This is a genomic window from Vagococcus teuberi, assembly GCF_001870205.1.
GTDB lineage: Bacteria > Bacillota > Bacilli > Lactobacillales > Vagococcaceae > Vagococcus > Vagococcus teuberi.
In genome coordinates this window covers 2018812-2035693 of sequence record NZ_CP017267.1, presented here as the reverse complement: position 1 = coordinate 2035693, position 16882 = coordinate 2018812, and the positions used below count along the sequence as shown (strand labels likewise).

The window sequence follows — 16882 nt, the reverse complement described above, 5'->3', positions numbered from 1 at the left end:
TAAAAGTAATCAAACTAAACAACTGGCCAGTGAGGCGATAATCATGGCTTATTTTCTTCAAATATCAACGCTATTAAATATATCGTTTTTAATTCCCATAGTTTTATCAGATTTAACCATAAAAATCGTTCGCTTGTTTCGCTATTTTGGATGGAGTATGGATATAGGACTGATAATTTCAGAACTATTTTTGTACCTTCTTATCTATGTGGTAAGTGTGCTAGTAAGAGATAAAGTTATACCGTTTATTCAATCTAGAAAAAAAGAAAAAGTAGCAGTCGGTTGTTTATTAATTCCTTTATGCAGGGTCAGAGTCATATGAATATACAGATATTATGTTGGGACAGAGGTACCAGTTCTCGTGAGTATCATCATTATTATGGCTTTTGCTGTATTGATTTATACGTCTATGCAATCTATATCAAATAGCCAAGAGCTTAGGCTAGAAGTCGTAAAGCAAACATTAGAAATGAAGTATATGAACGAATACGCCAAAGAAACAACAAGACAGTACAATGAAATCAGAAAATTTAAACATGACTATGTTAATATTCTATCTTCATTGGATTACTTTATTCAGTTAAAAGATATGGACAAACTATCTCACTGCTATCAAGAAGTTATTAGACCAACACAGGAACTACTAGACACAAACTCTTTTAACTTTAAAGAACTCTCAAATATAAAGTCTGATGAATTAAAAAGTATTCTGGCAATCAAAATGTTGTTAGCAAAAGACCAAGGTGTATTAGTTCAAATGGAAGTGCCAGATGTCATATCAGATAATTTGCCAGTGGATTTTGTGGTACTCATAAGGATGATAGGCATACTATTTGATAATACTATAGAGGAAGTCGTTCATATACCAGATGGAAAAATAGAAGTTGGTTTGTTTTCATTAGATGATAATTATTTATTTGTCATAAAAAATCCGATTAGGGATAACACCCTATCTCTGCATCAATTAGAAGTCGAAGGATTTTCAACTAAAGATGACAATAGAGGACTTGGTTTATCAAATTTAAGAGAATTGAGTAAACGAGAAAAACACCTCATGTTAGAAACATCTATGACAGACAAACACTTTATCCAAAAAATAATCATCAACTCAGGAGGTAAAAAGATGGTCCCCATATTTATTTGCGAAGACGACGCGATACAACGACACCGTTTAGAAGATATCATCAAAAAATATGTAATGATTGAAGACTATGACATGGAAATTGTTCTATCAACAGATAGTCCTAATGATTTATTACAGTATGTAGATGAGCATAGAGATGTGCGAGGACTTTATTTCTTAGATATTGATTTAGGTCAAGAGATGAATGGCGTCGGCTAGAAAAGTAAAACTATTGAAATGATAGGAGATGGTTATCATTAAACGATGTGAATGGGCAAACAGCAATGATTTAGAAGAACAATACCATGATAATGAGTGGGGCACACCAAATTATGATGATGCTACATTATTTGAATCACTCATTTTAGAAAGTATGCAAGCAGGATTAAGTTGGTCAACGATATTAAAGAAAAGAGACACGTTAAGAAAAGCCTATGATGGGTTTGACGTGGATAAAATTAGTCAGTATACGACAGCTAAAGTGGAGTTATTGATGAATGATGAGGGTGTGATTCGTCATCGCTTAAAAATCCAAGCAACAATTAGTAACGCACAATCTTTTAAACTTATACAAAATGAATATGGAAGCTTTAGTGATTACATTTGGTCATTTGTTGATTTTAAGCCAATTATAAACAGTTGGGAAACAATTAAGTCAGTTCCTTCATCTACCGAACTCTCCGATAAAATTAGTAAAGACTTAAAATCAAGAGGATTCAAATTTTTAGGTACGACAACCGTTTATGCTTTCATGCAGTCAGTCGGGCTTGTTGATGATCATGTGGTTGATTGTTTTAGACGAACGGGTATCACTAATTAACGTTTGAGCAATGATAAGTGTCATTTAGGGTATTTTTATAAATAAAGGACATTTTTATGATAATCTGTACTCATGATAGAACAACATAAATAGGAGCTGAGACAGATGAAAAAAATGATTGATTTACCTGATGTTATTTTTATTTCCCTCTTATTTGGTAGATTATTTTTGTTGACAGTAGGAAATGTTGAATTGGTCGTTGTGTTAGTGTTTATATTAATGGGTGTATCTATTTTGTATTACGTTGATCAAAAAGACGGCTGAATAAATAAAATAATGGAGGGATTGGCTTGAGTGATAAAGAGCAACAAAAGAAGTTTTCACAAAATGCTAATATCAAAAGTAGTGAGTTCAATCGTTTGAACACAAACCAAACAGAACATGCTAATTTTATTAGCAAAGGCCAGACTTTGCTCGTTCCTGATCTAGATAAAAAAACGGATACTGCCAGCTCACCTTATATCTTGATTTATGGTGTATCAGCAGTTACATTATTTTTTGCTCAATGGTTTATTGGAAAAAACTTCTTAGCCAAAGAAATCTATTCATCCACAAAATTTTTAATCATAGTATTAATTGTTAGTGTGTTATTACCGGAAATAGTCATAAAGACAGTGGTATTTTTAAGAAAAGAACATAAAAAAACCTTGAATGGATTAACCATTCAAGGAAGGAGTTGTTTTTATTTACTTTGGAGGAGTAAATAAAATGAAAAAGTTTGTTAGGGTTGTTTTGTTGGTACATTTATATAATATCTATAATTTGTGAATTTTTTGTTAACAAATAGTGTAATAATTATAAATAGTTGTTAAAGTTACTATTATTACAATAGACATTAGATAATAATAGGCTAACACATTAAAATATTATTAATATTATTAGTTACTTAAATGATGTATAGTGTAGATGTGATACATAATACGGTGAGGAATGTGAGTATGGAAAATAATTTAATGGAGAGATGGTTAGATTATACCAATCAACATAATAAGCTAGAAAAAAAATTAGAAAATACACTAAAAAGAAAAGTGAATTTATCATTAAATGAATATTATGTTTTATATTATTTGGGAAAGACACCTGGCCACTGTATTAAATTGATTGATATAAGTAAATATTTTAATTTAAGTCAAAGTGCAATGTCTAGAATGATGGTTAGAATGGAAAGTGAAGATTATGGTATGATAGAAAGAACGACGTGTCTAGATGACAAACGTGGTATATATATCCATCTAACAAAAAAAGGAAAAAATATGTTGATTGAAGCTGAGAGATATATAGATATTATCCTAAATGAACGTTTATGATTAAGTCATTATGCTTGCTCATAGACTTTTTTTATTATAACATACTATCCATAAAATGCGTGCGCATGCATTTATATAAAAATTCCCTAAAAGGTGAGGATCATGTTGAAGAATTTTACTGATAGTGTAACATTTAAGCGAGGATTAACATTAAAAAATAGATTGTTTATGGCCCCAATGACAACTAAGATGTCTTTTTACGATGGCGTTATTACAACGGATGAAGCAAATTATTATGGGTTGCGCTCAGGTGGTGTGGGAGCAGTAATCACAGCTGCGGCTAACGTTCAAGAAGATGGTAAAGGTTGGGAAGGCGAGTTGGGAGTTTATGACGATAGACAGATTCCTGGTTTGAGTAGCCTTGCAAGTAGTATTAAAAAAAATGGCACCAAAGCTATTCTACAAATTTTTCATGCTGGAAGAATGACAGATTCTCAGATTTTGCGTGGTACTCAACCAATTTCAGCCAGTAGTATAGCCGCAGAAAGACCAGATGCGGAAATACCACGTGAAATGACTGAAAGTGATATTTTACATTTAATCGATAGCTTCAAGAAAGCGACAATTCGTGCGATTAAGGCAGGATTTGATGGAGTTGAAATACATGGAGCAAATACTTATGTTATTCAACAATTTTTCTCACCACATTCTAATCGACGAAAAGATGAATGGGGTGGCACATTAGAAAAAAGATACCATTTTATTGATACTATTGTCGATGAAATAATTGATACAGTTGATCAATCAGAGGTAGAAAATTTTATTATTGGGTATCGATTCTCACCAGAGGAGTTTGAAAATCCTGGTATTAAATTTGAAGATACGTTGTTCTTAATCGATAAATTATCTAATAAAGGATTGGATTATCTTCATATTTCTTTAAATGATTATAATCGTAAATCTGTTTCTCCTTCTTATCAGGATAAATCGATGCTTGAATATGTTTATCAAAAAATAAATAATAGAGTCCCTTTAATTGGAATAGGTGATGTGAGAACTTCAAAAGATGTCAAAAATGTTCTAGAGAATGCTGATTTTGTAGCAGTTGGTCGTTCTATGATTATTGATCCTCATTGGGCACAAAAAATATTGGATAATAAAGAACCTCTTATTAGAACGTCTTTATCTATGTATGACAGAGAAGAATTGTTTATTCAAGATGGGTTGACTGAATTTCTTGAATTTATGATGCCTGAAAGATTAAAAGAATGATGAGATGACTCATCATTCTTTTTTTATAATAGGATTTAGTTATTTTTTGATAAAAAATAGACCTAACAGGATTTTGTGTTTTTTTGTCGTACGTTTCATATTGGAGTGCCTTTTGTTTCTCCAATAAATCTTAAACACCTGTTAGGTCTTATTTTGTTAATAAGGAAGATTTCAAATTCCCACGCCTTTCTATATTGTTTAAACTTCTAATTCACTTACATGTGTTTCTGTTTACATGTCAATCAGATACAAATCTTTTAAACATTACCTTTCTTATAAAGCTGATAAAATTTAAATATCTTGTTAACTAATTGTGGGAATTGTAGTTCCTTATGAGTTCATATTAACTCATTTCTAAATAAAATGCAAGCGATTACATTTTTAAAATACGTATTTGCTTCAGTTATATTTTATATAAGGAAACAGAAAAACAAAAGCCATTTTTAGCTTCTGTTTTCTTCACAGATATTTTTGTTCGATAAATAATTGTTAGGAAGGCTTAGTTAAATCGACGACACCCAACTAGGGTGGGATGAGGGTCAAAATCTTCAGATAGTGCTGGTACGTTTGTCACTATTTCTGTAGCATTGTGACCTATAATATGTGCAACAACAATGGCAATGGCAACAACTATTATCATAATCATCCACCTCCTAAAATTAAAAATAGCCCTAACCAAATAAAGAGGTTAGGACTTAAAAGAACGAACATATTTTAAGTAATATGTTGAGCTTTAGCACTATACAACGTAAAGAAAAATCTTAGCTATCTTATGAAAAGCCTTCACGACAATTCCTGTTCTACCCATTGGTGTCTCTCGACGTTTTTGGGCAATAGCCTGTGTTTGCATAGGAGCCTCACCTAACAAAATTCATTTATCGTGTTTTATTTTAACAGAATATAACGAATTGTCAATCATTAACTTGTTTTGTGAGTAGAAAAATAGTGATAGGGATGGTGATGGCAATACTAATACCACTAAAAATAATCGCCACCCACTCTGTCACAATTAATTTACTATTCACTAGCTGTGTCAGACTATATTTTAAATCAAATACCCAAATCAATAAGGCAAATTGGCTACCAATCGCTGCAAAAATTAATGTATTAATCGTTGGCCCTAAGACATCTTTTCCAACAGTTAGACCGGATTTTTTCCATTCAGATAATGACAAATCAGGTAATTTCTCTTTGATTTCTATCATAGAAGATGTAATCGAAATAGCGATATCATTAATCGCTGCAACGACGGTCATCAATAATACAGCGACACTTAAATCAACGAAAGATACTCCAATATGTAAGGAATACATATCCATCTCCATTAGGCCTTCAAGAGGAATTCCTTGAAGATGTAACGTTGAGGTAACAAAAAGTATCGGTAGGACCATTAAAAAGATGACAAAAGTACTGCTAATAAAAGCAGATTTAGTTGAGTCATTGTACCCATTGATATTAAATAAATTATTTGCGCTAATTAAAATCGACGTTAAAATCGTTAAAAAAATTGGTGAAAATCCTATATTAATACACAAAATCATGACAAATAACATCGCTAAATTAATAGCTAGTGTGATAAGAGTAAGGACACCTTTACGTTGTTGAAAATACCATAATAAAAAAATCAGAACCATAAATAATACTAAGTTAACGCTCATACTGATTCCCCCTTGTTAGAAAGATACTGGCGATGTAACTGGTGATGGGAATAGTCAAGACGATCCCAATGCTACCAATTAACGCACGTGTCATTTCAAGAGAGAGAGAGATAGGAAACGTATAGTTAAACGACATATCGTTTCTTAAAAAAATCAAAATTAAAGGAATCGATCCACTCAAATAAGAAAAAAACATGGTATTAATCATTGGCCCAATGACCTCAGAACCAACTTGAATCCCTGATTGATACAATGATTGAGGTGTTAATTGTTTATGCCTTTGAGAGATTTCATTCATGGCAGTGCTTAATGTAATCGAAATGTCCATGGAAGCACCCATTGTCCCAATTAATAAACTTGAGATAAATAAGACATGTTGTGGTCTAGTTATTAACTCCATCTCCTCATATCGTAGTCCTTTATGCTTTAGTAAAGTAATGATACTGACACCAAGAACAAAGGTAATAAGGGTGCTACATAAAGTTGTAAGTATAGAAATTTTTGTTTTTTGGTTCCAGCCATTTGAGACAATTAATGTACTGGCGACAATAATCGGGAAAAATAATAAAGAAAGCCAAATGAGTGATTGACTCGAGACATGTTCATACAGAACCAAAAGTAAGTAAAATAGTCCCGTATTGATAAGTAATCCAATCAATGATGCTACACCACTTTTTCGCCCAATTACAATCAGTAGTAAAACAAATCCTAACATCAATATTGCTAGTCCAGTATCACGTTTACTGTCAATGATAGTTGCTTGTGAAAAATCGTTGTCTTTAATAGACAAAAAGACTAAATCACCTGTTTTATACTCTTGATCTTTGATTCGTGATTGGCTAAATTTATTTAAAATAGTTAGCTCTTTTCCTTTATTTTTTGTAGATAAAAGAGTTAGATGGATTTGTTGGGTAGAGATAATATCTTTGTTTTGATGTTCATCAATGGTGTCGTTTTTTTCTACTATTTTAACTTTAGTTATTTTACCAAGTGGTTCTTGGTAGTGGTCGTATTGAAATGTTTGGAAAATCCACCAAGCATTTAATAATAAAATGACCACAGAAAGAACTTTCCAACTATATTTTTTCAACAAGAGAAACCTCCTCATACTTTAGGATTGATAACAGTATAGTTATATTATCCTGATTTTTTATGAGAAGGCTAATGATATCTATTCAAGATAACAGTTTTAATCTTTTTTTAATAAAGACGATTAAAGCAGTTATAAGCGAAATAATGATAGCGTATTTGAAAAAAGTTACCCAAAAAACAAGATTAGGAGCTAAAATAATCCACACCATCCAAAGCACAAAAATAATAGCTAATTGTTGTTTTAAATTTAGTTTTCTGATTAGTAACCATCTTAAAAAATCATCATCATAAGACTTGGTATCTCTATATTGTTCATATAATTTCATAGATTATTCCTCCTATATAAAAACTTTAACTATTTTCAAAAAATGATGGTTAATAAAAAATAAATGTGTTACTATTTATAATATATTAAATAAAATTGTATCATAAAAACAAATAGATTAAAAAGACCTAAAAATAAAAAAATCAAAAAAACTGTTGACAGTTTTACAAGATAAGTCTATATTTACTTTAATAATATTTTAATCAAATTCCAATTAAAGGGGAACATTATCATGAGAGAGAGCAAGAATAATTTAGTCATTATTTTATTACAGGTTAGGAACTAGGACACGTTGGGTGAAAAAACATCTACAGGTCGAGTTCCTATTTGTTGTAAGATAATGGGATTCTTGCCTTAAAGCATTCCATTGAGTGTCATACTTAAATGGAATGCTTTTTCTTTTATTCTTAGAGGAGGAAATTATAATGAGAAGTGACAAAATCAAAAAAGGTGTCGACGCAGCACCAGCAAGAAGTTTGTTGTACGCAACAGGACAAGTGAAAAATGCCAAAGACATGAACAAACCATTTATTGCTATTTGTAATTCATACATTGATATTGTACCAGGACATGTGCATTTAAGAGAATTAGCAGATATCGCAAAAGAAGCGATTCGTGAAGCTGGCGGCATTCCGTTTGAGTTTAATACAATTGGCGTTGACGATGGGATTGCGATGGGACATATTGGCATGCGTTACTCTCTACCTAGTCGTGAAATCATTGCGGATGCAGCCGAAACGGTGATTAATGCCCACTGGTTTGATGGGGTATTTTATATTCCAAACTGTGACAAAATCACACCAGGCATGTTAATGGCAGCTGTAAGAACAAATGTACCAAGCATCTTTTGTTCAGGGGGGCCAATGAAAGCAGGGATTGATCCAACCGGTAAGGCTGCAACCTTATCATCTATGTTTGAAGCAGTTGGAGCATTTAAAGAAGGTGGCATGACAAAAGAAGAATTCTTATTCATGGAACAAAATGCTTGCCCAACATGTGGCTCTTGTGCAGGAATGTTTACAGCAAATTCAATGAATTGTTTAATGGAAGTTTTAGGAATGGCTGTACCTTATAATGGAACAGCGTTGGCAGTCTCTGATGAGCGTCGTGAATTAATAAAACAATCAGCCGTTCATTTAATGGACCTTGTAGAAAAACAAATAAAGCCACGAGATATTATTACAAAAGAAGCAATTGATGATGCGTTTGCCTTAGATATGGCAATGGGCGGCTCAACTAATACGGTGTTGCATACATTAGCTATTGCCAATGAAGCAGAAATTGAGTATGACTTATCTGATGTTAATGAGATTGCTAAACGTGTGCCTTATTTATCAAAAATTGCGCCATCATCTTCTTATTCAATGCATGATGTACATGAAGCAGGTGGCGTGCCAGCTATCATGAATGAATTAACTAGTATCGAAGGAGCCATTCATCCAGATCGTATCACAGTTACTGGAAAAACAATTAGAGAAAACGTTCAAAATGCTTTGATTAACAATGAAGAAGTGATTCGACCAAAAGAGAATGCATACAGTCCTGTTGGTGGCTTATCAATTCTTTATGGAAATATTGCACCAGAAGGTTGTGTCATTAAAGTTGGAGGGGTTGATCCGTCTATTTCAGTATTTAAAGGAAAAGCGATTTGCTTTGACTCACATGATGAAGCTGTTGCCGCGATTGATAATCATACAGTACAAAAAGGACATGTTGTGGTGATTCGTTATGAAGGACCAAAAGGTGGCCCAGGAATGCCAGAGATGCTAGCACCAACATCAAGTATTGTTGGCCGCGGATTAGGAAAAGATGTTGCTTTAATTACTGATGGACGTTTTTCTGGTGCGACACGTGGAATTGCAGTAGGACATATTTCACCAGAAGCAGCCGAAGGTGGACCAATTGGATTGGTTGAAGATGGCGATGAAATTGAAATTGATTTAGTGAATCGTATAATCAATTTAGCTGTATCTTATGATGAATTAGATGAGAGAAAAGCGAAGAAAAAACCATTTAAAGCAAAAGTAACAAAAGGATATCTAGCACGATATACAGCTTTAGTAACCTCAGCACATACAGGGGCTATTATGAGAATACCAGATAATTTGATGGGTGAGTAAGGGGGCAAGTCGTATGAATAAAAAAGGAACAGAGCTATTCATTGATTCCTTATTGGATGAAGATGTTGAGATGATATTTGGTTATCCAGGTGGAGCGGTTTTGCCACTTTACGATAGCTTGTATGACAAAAAAATTCCGCATATTTTGACGCGACATGAACAAGGAGCGGTACATGCAGCAGAAGGATATGCTAAAGCCAGTGGCAAACCAGGAGTCGTTTTAGTAACAAGCGGCCCTGGAGCCACCAATGTGATTACGGGAATAGCCGATGCGATGAGTGATTCGGTACCATTAATTGTCTTTACAGGTCAAGTAGCCAGTAGTGGTATCGGGAAAGATGCTTTTCAAGAAGCCGATATTTTAGGATTAACTACTCCTATCACGAAATATAACTATCAAGTGAGAAAAGTAGAAGATTTACCTAAAGTGATTAAAGAAGCTTTTCATATTGCGACAACAGGAAGAAAAGGACCAGTGGTGATCGATTTACCAAAAGATATCACGTTAGATGAAACACCGGTCAAAAAAATAGCCGATGTGCATATACCAAGCTATCAACCAAATTATATGCCACATCCTAATCAAATAAAGAAAGTCGTGACTGCGATAAATCAAGCAAGTAAACCAGTTTTCTTAATTGGTGCGGGCATTCATCACAGTGATGGGACGACCGAATTTAGAGAATTATTAGAAAATTCAAAAATTCCAGTTGTATCAACTCTCCTTGGCTTAGGAATTGTACCAACAGATAATGATTTATTTTTAGGCATGGGTGGTATGCATGGTTCCTATGCAGCCAATCAAGCATTGATGGAAGCAGATTTGTTAATCAATATCGGATCTCGCTTTGATGATCGATTAGCTAGTTGCCCAGAAAGTTTAGCAAAAGATAAAACCATTATTCATGTGGATATTGATCCAGCTGAAATTGGGAAAATTATTCCAACAGATATTCCGATTGTAGGGGATGCTAAAGAAGTCATTCGATTATTAAATAAAGAAACATTTAATACAGAAAACTATGATGATTGGCGTGACACAGTTAAAAATTATCAAACAGAAGCACCATTTACTTATGAAGAAACTGTGGAAGAAATCAAACCACAACGAGCGATTGAACTTATTGGGAAAATTACTAATGGTGAAGCAATCGTCGCCACAGATGTTGGTCAACATCAAATGTGGGCAGCCCAATTTTATCCATTTAAATATCAAAATCAACTGATTACTAGTGGTGGTTTAGGCACGATGGGATACGGTATTCCAGCTGGTGTTGGCGCACAATTAGCCAAACCAGATAAACAAGTGGTGATTATTGTTGGCGATGGTGGCTTTCAAATGACCAACCAAGAGCTAGCTATCATAGAGCAGTATCATCTTGCACCGAAAGTCATTTTGATAAACAACCATTCACTTGGTATGGTTCGTCAGTGGCAAGAGAGTTTCTTTAACGAAAGACGTTCTGAATCGGTATTTTATAATCAACCAGATTTTCAAAAAATGGCAGAAGCGTATCATTTAAAATCTGTCAGACTAGATAATGCTGAAATATTGGAAGAAGAGTTGATTCAGGCGTTTAAAGAAAAAGAGCCAATGGTAATTGAAATTAATTGCTCACCAACAGAGCATGTGTTGCCAATGGTGCCACCAGGAAAACCTAATAATGAAATGATTGGGGTGGTGAAAAGATGAGACGAATAATTTCAGCGAAAGTTAGAAACACATCAGGTGTATTAAATCGTATTTCAGGAGTACTCACTAGACGTCAGTTTAATATTGAAAGTATTTCTGTAGGTGTCACAGAAAACCCTGATGTGTCAAGAATTACCATAGTTGTAAGTGTTGACTCGGATTTTCAAATGGAGCAATTGATTAAACAACTAAATAAACAAATTGATGTCATAAAAGTCATCGATATGAGTGCAGACTCTCATTTAGAGAGAGAACTGGCACTGATAAAAGTTGCAACAACTAGTATCAATCGACAAGAAATTATGTCGATGATTGAGCCATTCAGAGCAAGTGTCATTGATGTGAGTAGTCAATCTATTATCATCCAAATAGCTGGAAGCAGTGAAAAAATTGATGCATTAGTAGATGTATTAAAAGTATATGGGATTCAAGAGCTTGCAAGAACCGGAATTACAGGGTTACTTAGAAGTTCTATAAAATAATAAAATTTATCGGAGGAATTAATTATGGCAAAAGTATATTATGAAGATTCAGTTCAAGGTGATCAGTTAGAAGGAAAAAAGATCGCAATCATCGGTTATGGTTCACAAGGTCATGCCCACTCACAAAACTTACGTGACACAGGTCATGATGTGATTATTGGTATCCGTGAAGGGAAATCAGCAGATGCTGCAAGAGAAGCTGGCTTTGATGTATTCCCAGTAAGTGAAGCAGTAAAAAAAGCTGACGTTATTATGATTTTAGCACCAGACGAAATCCAAGGAGATTTATACAAAAATGAAATTGCTCCATACTTAGAAGCAGGAAATGCCTTAGCGTTTGGGCATGGATTCAATATTCACTTTGATGTAATCCAACCACCAGCTGATGTGGATGTATTCTTGGTTGCGCCAAAAGGACCAGGACATTTAGTTCGTCGTACATTTGAAGAAGGATTTGCTGTGCCATCATTATTTGCGGTACAACAAGATGCAACAGGAAACGCTCGTGACATCGCTTTAGCTTACACTAAAGGAATTGGCGCGACACGTGTTGGGGTTTTAGAAACAACATTTAAAGAAGAAACAGAAACGGATTTATTTGGTGAACAAGCTGTATTATGTGGTGGAACAACTGCATTAGTTCAAGCAGGATTCGAAACATTAGTAGAAGCTGGATACCAACCAGAAATTGCTTACTTTGAAGTATTACATGAATTAAAATTAATCGTTGATTTAATGTATGAAGGTGGTATGGAAAAAATGCGTGATTCAATTTCTAATACTGCTGAATATGGAGATTATGTTTCTGGACCACGTGTTGTAACAGCTGAAACAAAAGCACGCATGAAAGATGTATTAACTGATATTCAAGATGGAACTTTTGCTAAAGGATTTATCGAAGATAACAAAAATGGATTTGAAAAATTCTATGGATTAAGAAAAGAACAACAAGGACACCAAATCGAAGCAGTTGGTAAAGAATTGCGAGACATGATGCCATTTGTTAATAACAAATAGGAGGCGTTTCTATGGGGACGTTGGTGACAAGTGAACAAGTTGAAAAAGCCAATCATATATTGGAACCGGTGGTAACTAAAACACTACTCCAATACGATGATTACTTATCAAAAAAATACGATGCTGATGTATATTTAAAACGTGAAGACTTACAAATAGTTCGGTCGTTTAAATTACGTGGAGCATATTATGCTATCAGTCAATTATCAAAAGAAAAGTTAGCTAAAGGGGTGGTGTGTGCCAGTGCTGGAAATCATGCACAAGGAGTTGCCTATACATGTTTTAAAATGGGAGTTCCTGCTACGATTTTTATGCCAGTGACGACACCAAAACAAAAAGTTAACCAAGTAGAAGCATTTGGTGGAGATCAAGTGACAATCAAACTTGTTGGAGATACGTTTGATCAATCGAAAGATATGGCCATTCATTATGGTGAAGAACATGGATTAACGTTTATCAACCCATTTGACGATGAAAACATTATTGCAGGACAGGGAACTGTGGCTCTTGAAATTGTTGACCAATTAAATAAAAAAGAAGCGTCACCTGCTGATTACGTCTTTACCCCTATTGGTGGTGGAGGATTAATCAGTGGCATCAGTGCCTATTTCAAAGATAAAAGTCCAACAACAAAAATTATTGGAGTCGAGCCGGTTGGAGCAGCCTCTATGTCATTGTCCTTAAAGGAGAAAAAAGTGACACCCTTATCTCATCTAGATAAGTTTGTTGATGGGGCAGCTGTGCAAGAAGTAGGAGCAATGACTTTTTTACACAGTCAAGAATTGGTAGATGGCGTGTGTGAAGTACCTATTGGAAAAGTATGTAGCACGATTTTAGAGCTTTATACGAAACAAGCCATCGTTGTTGAGCCAGCAGGAGCCTTATCAGTAACGGCATTAGATGATTATAAAGATGATATCAAAGGTAAAACCGTTGTGTGTATTATCAGTGGTGGAAATAATGATATTCAGCGTATGCCTGAAATTGAAGAACGTTCACTGATTTATGAAGGATTAAAACATTACTTTGTGGTTAATTTCCCGCAAAGAGCAGGGGCGTTAAAAGAGTTTGTATCAGACGTTTTAGGTCCACACGATGATATCACTAAATTTGAGTATACGAAAAAAATTAATCGAGGAAGTGGCCCAGTTGTGATTGGTATTTTACTCCAAAATCATGCTGACTACGCTTCGTTAATTGAGCGACTCACAATTTTTGATCCAAATTATATTAATCTACAAGAAAATGAATCATTGTATACATTACTAGTCTAAAGGAGAGAGTGTTATGACAAAGTCAACGACAAGCATTTATCGATTATTATTAATGCAGGGCCCAGTGTAGATAGTACACTATGGGTCCTATTCGACTTTGTCTGACATGGGATTCTTGACTGAAAGACTTCTCATGTTTCTACGTGAGGAGTCTTTTTAATTTGTTAAAGGGGAGATAATGATGAAAACTATTCAATTTTTTGATACATCACTAAGAGATGGTGAACAAACACCAGGTGTTAATTTTAATACAGCTGAAAAAGTAAGAATCGCTAAACAATTAGAAAGTTATGGGATTGATGCATTAGAAGCAGGATTTCCAATCACATCACCAGGAGATTTCGAAGCTGTTTCAGAAATTGCCAAAGCTGTGGATAAGATGACTGTTGTTGGATTAGCTCGTTGTCGTAAAAAAGACATTGATGCTGCATATGAGGCATTAAAACACGCGAATCATCCACAAATCCATGTTTTTTTAGCGACAAGTGAGATTCATATGAAATACAAACTCCATATGAGTGAAGAAGAAGTACTAGCTTCGATTAAAGAGCACGTCGCGTACGCTAAATCACTGTTTGAAAACGTACAATTTTCTCCGGAAGATGCTACACGTACTGAAAAAGAGTTTTTAGTTAAAGCCATTCAAACAGCCGTTGATGCGGGTGCAACAATTATTAATGTTCCAGATACGGTCGGCTATTCAAATCCAACAGAGTATGGTGAATTATTTCAATATATTACCTCAAATTGTCAGAATATTGATAACGTGATTTTTTCTTGTCATTGTCATAATGATTTGGGGATGGCAACAGCAAATGCTTTAGCGGCCATTGAAAATGGTGCGGGACGAGTTGAGGGAACAATCAACGGGATTGGTGAGCGAGCGGGAAATACAGCGATTGAAGAAGTCGCACTAGCTCTTCATATTAGACAAGATTTTTATCAAGCAAAAACAAATATCATTTTAGAAAAAACGAAAATGACGAGTGACTTGATTAGCCGATTGTCAGGTATCCCAATTCATAAAACCAAACCGATTATTGGTGGCAATGCATTTGCTCATGAATCAGGCATTCATCAAGATGGGGTATTGAAACATCCTGATACCTATGAAATTATGACACCACAATTAATTGGACTAAAAACGAATCATTTGCCTCTTGGGAAATTATCAGGTAGCCATGCATTTGGTCAGAAATTAATTGAGTTAGGCTATACGAACTTAACTCCAGAGGAACAACAAATTTTATTTGATGAGTTTAAAGTATTGGCAGATAAAAAGAAGAACATTTTGGACAGAGACATTCATGCATTAGTTGCTGGTAATACTATTTCCACAAGTCAAAGTTTAGAATTAAAGAATTTACAATTGCAATTTACTTCAAATGGTCAACAAGCTGCTGTGATTGAAATTGAAACGGCTGAAAATGACCAATTATCAGATTCAGCAACAGGACTTGGAAGTATCCAAGCAATTTATAATACGATTAATCGAATCATGGATAAAGATGTTCAATTAGATGCGTTTAGAATAGAGTCGCTAACAAGTGGAAAAGATGCGCAAGCAGAAGTTCATGTAGAAGTATCTGACCCTGAAACACAGGAATCCGTTCATGGAGTGGGCATTGATTTTGATATTTTAACAGCTTCAGCTAAAGCATATCTCAATGCATTTAGTAAACTAAGAGAAGGTGAGAAACGTGACTAAAATTACAGTATTAAAAGGTGATGGTATTGGTCCGGAAATTATGGATGCAGGACTAGATATTTTATCAGTGTTTAAAGAAAATGGCTTGTTTGATTATGAAGTATCTGAGGAATTAGTTGGTGGAGCTGCGATTGATGCAGTTGGGAAACCACTTCCTGAAAAAACAGTTGAAAGTTGTCAGTCATCAGATGCGATTTTACTAGGAGCTATTGGTGGACCAAAGTGGGACCATTGTAAAGAACGACCAGAAGCCGGACTTTTAGCACTTAGAAAACAATTATCGTTGTATGCTAATATTCGTCCAATTCAAGTTTCAGAAGAACTCGTTCATTTATCACCTATTAAAGAAGATAGAATTACTGGTACGGATTTTGTGATTGTTCGTGAGTTGACTGGAGGTATTTATTTTGGTGAATCACGCGAATTAAATGAAGAAAATGCGTTAGATACATGCATTTATACAAAAGAAGAGATTGAGCGTATCATGCGTGCAGCATTTGAATTAGCTCAAACAAGACGAAAAAAAGTCACATCGGTGGATAAATCAAATGTACTAGCAACAAGCAAATTATGGCGTCAAGTGGCAATTGAGGTGAGTAAAGATTATCCAGATGTGACACTAGAACATCAATTAGTGGATTCTTGTGCGATGGTGATGATTACTAAACCAAAAGAATTTGATGTTATCGTGACTGAAAATATGTTTGGCGATATTTTAAGTGATGAAGCTTCTGTGTTAACTGGAAGTTTAGGAGTATTAGCTAGTTCTAGTTTATCTAAAACAGGTATTCATTTATTTGAGCCAATTCATGGATCAGCACCAGATATTGCGGGTCAAAACGTGGCTAACCCATTATCGATGATTTATTCCGTGTCGATGATGTTACGAGATAGCTTTAAACAATATAAATTAGCTGACATGGTGGATGAAGCAGTTAGACAAGTGATGAAAAAAGATATTATGACAAAAGATTTAGGTGGAAGTTATTCAACAACTGATGTCACTCGACACATTCGTCAGGAATTAATGGAAATTATAGGAGGTTAAACA

Annotated in this window: 17 protein-coding genes and 1 riboswitch; of the genes, 13 read left to right on the top strand and 4 right to left on the bottom strand. The window is 34.4% G+C overall.

Annotated features, from left to right (window positions below):
* Positions 1–361: 361 nt before the first annotated feature.
* From BHY08_RS09790 to BHY08_RS09770, 6 genes are all read left to right on the top strand, one after another.
* Positions 362–1342 carry a GHKL domain-containing protein gene (locus BHY08_RS09790; RefSeq protein WP_071457683.1) on the top strand — a complete coding sequence of 327 codons (981 nt, stop codon included), beginning with the start codon at positions 362–364 and terminating at the stop codon, positions 1340–1342.
* A 28-nt stretch (positions 1343–1370) separates the two neighbouring features.
* Positions 1371–1943 (top strand): DNA-3-methyladenine glycosylase I, encoded by a 573-nt coding sequence (locus BHY08_RS09785; RefSeq protein ID WP_084657260.1) that lies wholly within the window; start codon positions 1371–1373, stop codon positions 1941–1943.
* 105 nt (positions 1944–2048) lie between these two features.
* Positions 2049–2207, top strand: a complete 159-nt coding sequence (locus BHY08_RS11060) for a hypothetical protein (protein WP_157093670.1) — start codon at positions 2049–2051, stop codon at positions 2205–2207.
* A gap of 26 nt (positions 2208–2233) precedes the next feature.
* Positions 2234–2650 carry a hypothetical protein gene (locus BHY08_RS09780; protein ID WP_071457682.1) on the top strand — a complete coding sequence of 139 codons (417 nt, stop codon included), beginning with the start codon at positions 2234–2236 and terminating at the stop codon, positions 2648–2650.
* A gap of 231 nt (positions 2651–2881) precedes the next feature.
* A complete protein-coding gene (locus tag BHY08_RS09775; RefSeq protein WP_071457681.1) occupies positions 2882–3250 on the top strand; it encodes a transcriptional regulator, SarA/Rot family in 369 nt (122 codons plus the stop codon).
* A 105-nt stretch (positions 3251–3355) separates the two neighbouring features.
* On the top strand, positions 3356–4462 hold the full coding sequence (locus tag BHY08_RS09770; protein ID WP_157093687.1) for an NADH-dependent flavin oxidoreductase: 1107 nt from the start codon (positions 3356–3358) through the stop codon (positions 4460–4462).
* 499 nt (positions 4463–4961) lie between these two features.
* Here the strand turns inward: BHY08_RS09770 and BHY08_RS11055 are convergent, their stop codons facing one another.
* From BHY08_RS11055 to BHY08_RS09755, 4 genes are all read right to left on the bottom strand, one after another.
* Entirely contained in the window at positions 4962–5102 is a 141-nt protein-coding gene (locus BHY08_RS11055; protein ID WP_157093669.1) for a hypothetical protein, read from the bottom strand.
* A 71-nt stretch (positions 5103–5173) separates the two neighbouring features.
* Positions 5174–5338: riboswitch (M-box (ykoK) riboswitch) on the bottom strand.
* A 35-nt stretch (positions 5339–5373) separates the two neighbouring features.
* Complete coding sequence (locus tag BHY08_RS09765; protein ID WP_071457679.1) at positions 5374–6120, bottom strand: YibE/F family protein; 747 nt, start codon at positions 6118–6120, stop codon at positions 5374–5376.
* On the bottom strand, positions 6110–7213 hold the full coding sequence (locus BHY08_RS09760) for a YibE/F family protein (RefSeq protein ID WP_158563531.1): 1104 nt from the start codon (positions 7211–7213) through the stop codon (positions 6110–6112). The genes BHY08_RS09765 and BHY08_RS09760 overlap by 11 nt, the downstream gene beginning before the upstream one ends.
* Before the next feature lie 82 nt (positions 7214–7295).
* The gene (locus BHY08_RS09755) at positions 7296–7538 is read right to left on the bottom strand and encodes a hypothetical protein (RefSeq protein WP_071457677.1); all 243 of its coding nucleotides are present in this window, start codon (positions 7536–7538) and stop codon (positions 7296–7298) included.
* Positions 7539–7962: 424 nt separating this feature from the next.
* Here BHY08_RS09755 and ilvD point away from each other — a divergent pair, with 424 nt between their 5' ends.
* The 7 genes from ilvD to leuB all read left to right on the top strand — a co-directional run bounded on the left by ilvD (position 7963) and on the right by leuB (position 16879).
* Positions 7963–9657 (top strand): dihydroxy-acid dehydratase, encoded by a 1695-nt coding sequence (ilvD, locus tag BHY08_RS09750; protein ID WP_071457676.1) that lies wholly within the window; start codon positions 7963–7965, stop codon positions 9655–9657.
* A 13-nt stretch (positions 9658–9670) separates the two neighbouring features.
* Complete coding sequence (ilvB, locus tag BHY08_RS09745; RefSeq protein ID WP_071457675.1) at positions 9671–11350, top strand: biosynthetic-type acetolactate synthase large subunit; 1680 nt, start codon at positions 9671–9673, stop codon at positions 11348–11350.
* Positions 11347–11832 carry an acetolactate synthase small subunit gene (ilvN, locus tag BHY08_RS09740; RefSeq protein WP_071457674.1) on the top strand — a complete coding sequence of 162 codons (486 nt, stop codon included), beginning with the start codon at positions 11347–11349 and terminating at the stop codon, positions 11830–11832. Before ilvB ends, ilvN begins: the two co-directional genes overlap by 4 nt.
* Positions 11833–11856: 24 nt before the next feature.
* The gene (ilvC, locus tag BHY08_RS09735) at positions 11857–12849 is read left to right on the top strand and encodes a ketol-acid reductoisomerase (RefSeq protein ID WP_071457673.1); all 993 of its coding nucleotides are present in this window, start codon (positions 11857–11859) and stop codon (positions 12847–12849) included.
* Positions 12850–12860: 11 nt separating this feature from the next.
* Positions 12861–14123: a threonine ammonia-lyase IlvA gene (gene ilvA, locus BHY08_RS09730; RefSeq protein ID WP_071457672.1), complete on the top strand. Its 1263-nt coding sequence runs from the start codon at positions 12861–12863 to the stop codon at positions 14121–14123.
* A 181-nt stretch (positions 14124–14304) separates the two neighbouring features.
* Positions 14305–15831, top strand: coding sequence for a 2-isopropylmalate synthase (locus BHY08_RS09725; protein ID WP_071457671.1), 1527 nt, complete (start codon positions 14305–14307; stop codon positions 15829–15831).
* On the top strand, positions 15824–16879 hold the full coding sequence (gene leuB, locus BHY08_RS09720; RefSeq protein WP_071457670.1) for a 3-isopropylmalate dehydrogenase: 1056 nt from the start codon (positions 15824–15826) through the stop codon (positions 16877–16879). Before BHY08_RS09725 ends, leuB begins: the two co-directional genes overlap by 8 nt.
* Positions 16880–16882: the final 3 nt, after the last annotated feature.

Coding starts and splice junctions, on each gene's coding strand:
- ilvA (WP_071457672.1), top strand. CDS start 12,861: ATGGGGACGTTGGTGACAAGTGAACAAGTTGAAAAAGCCAATCATATA.
- BHY08_RS09765 (WP_071457679.1), bottom strand. CDS start 6,120: ATGAGCGTTAACTTAGTATTATTTATGGTTCTGATTTTTTTATTATGG.
- ilvN (WP_071457674.1), top strand. CDS start 11,347: ATGAGACGAATAATTTCAGCGAAAGTTAGAAACACATCAGGTGTATTA.
- BHY08_RS09775 (WP_071457681.1), top strand. CDS start 2,882: ATGGAAAATAATTTAATGGAGAGATGGTTAGATTATACCAATCAACAT.
- BHY08_RS09785 (WP_084657260.1), top strand. CDS start 1,371: ATGGTTATCATTAAACGATGTGAATGGGCAAACAGCAATGATTTAGAA.
- ilvB (WP_071457675.1), top strand. CDS start 9,671: ATGAATAAAAAAGGAACAGAGCTATTCATTGATTCCTTATTGGATGAA.
- ilvC (WP_071457673.1), top strand. CDS start 11,857: ATGGCAAAAGTATATTATGAAGATTCAGTTCAAGGTGATCAGTTAGAA.
- ilvD (WP_071457676.1), top strand. CDS start 7,963: ATGAGAAGTGACAAAATCAAAAAAGGTGTCGACGCAGCACCAGCAAGA.
- BHY08_RS11055 (WP_157093669.1), bottom strand. CDS start 5,102: ATGATAATAGTTGTTGCCATTGCCATTGTTGTTGCACATATTATAGGT.
- BHY08_RS11060 (WP_157093670.1), top strand. CDS start 2,049: ATGAAAAAAATGATTGATTTACCTGATGTTATTTTTATTTCCCTCTTA.
- BHY08_RS09725 (WP_071457671.1), top strand. CDS start 14,305: ATGAAAACTATTCAATTTTTTGATACATCACTAAGAGATGGTGAACAA.
- BHY08_RS09755 (WP_071457677.1), bottom strand. CDS start 7,538: ATGAAATTATATGAACAATATAGAGATACCAAGTCTTATGATGATGAT.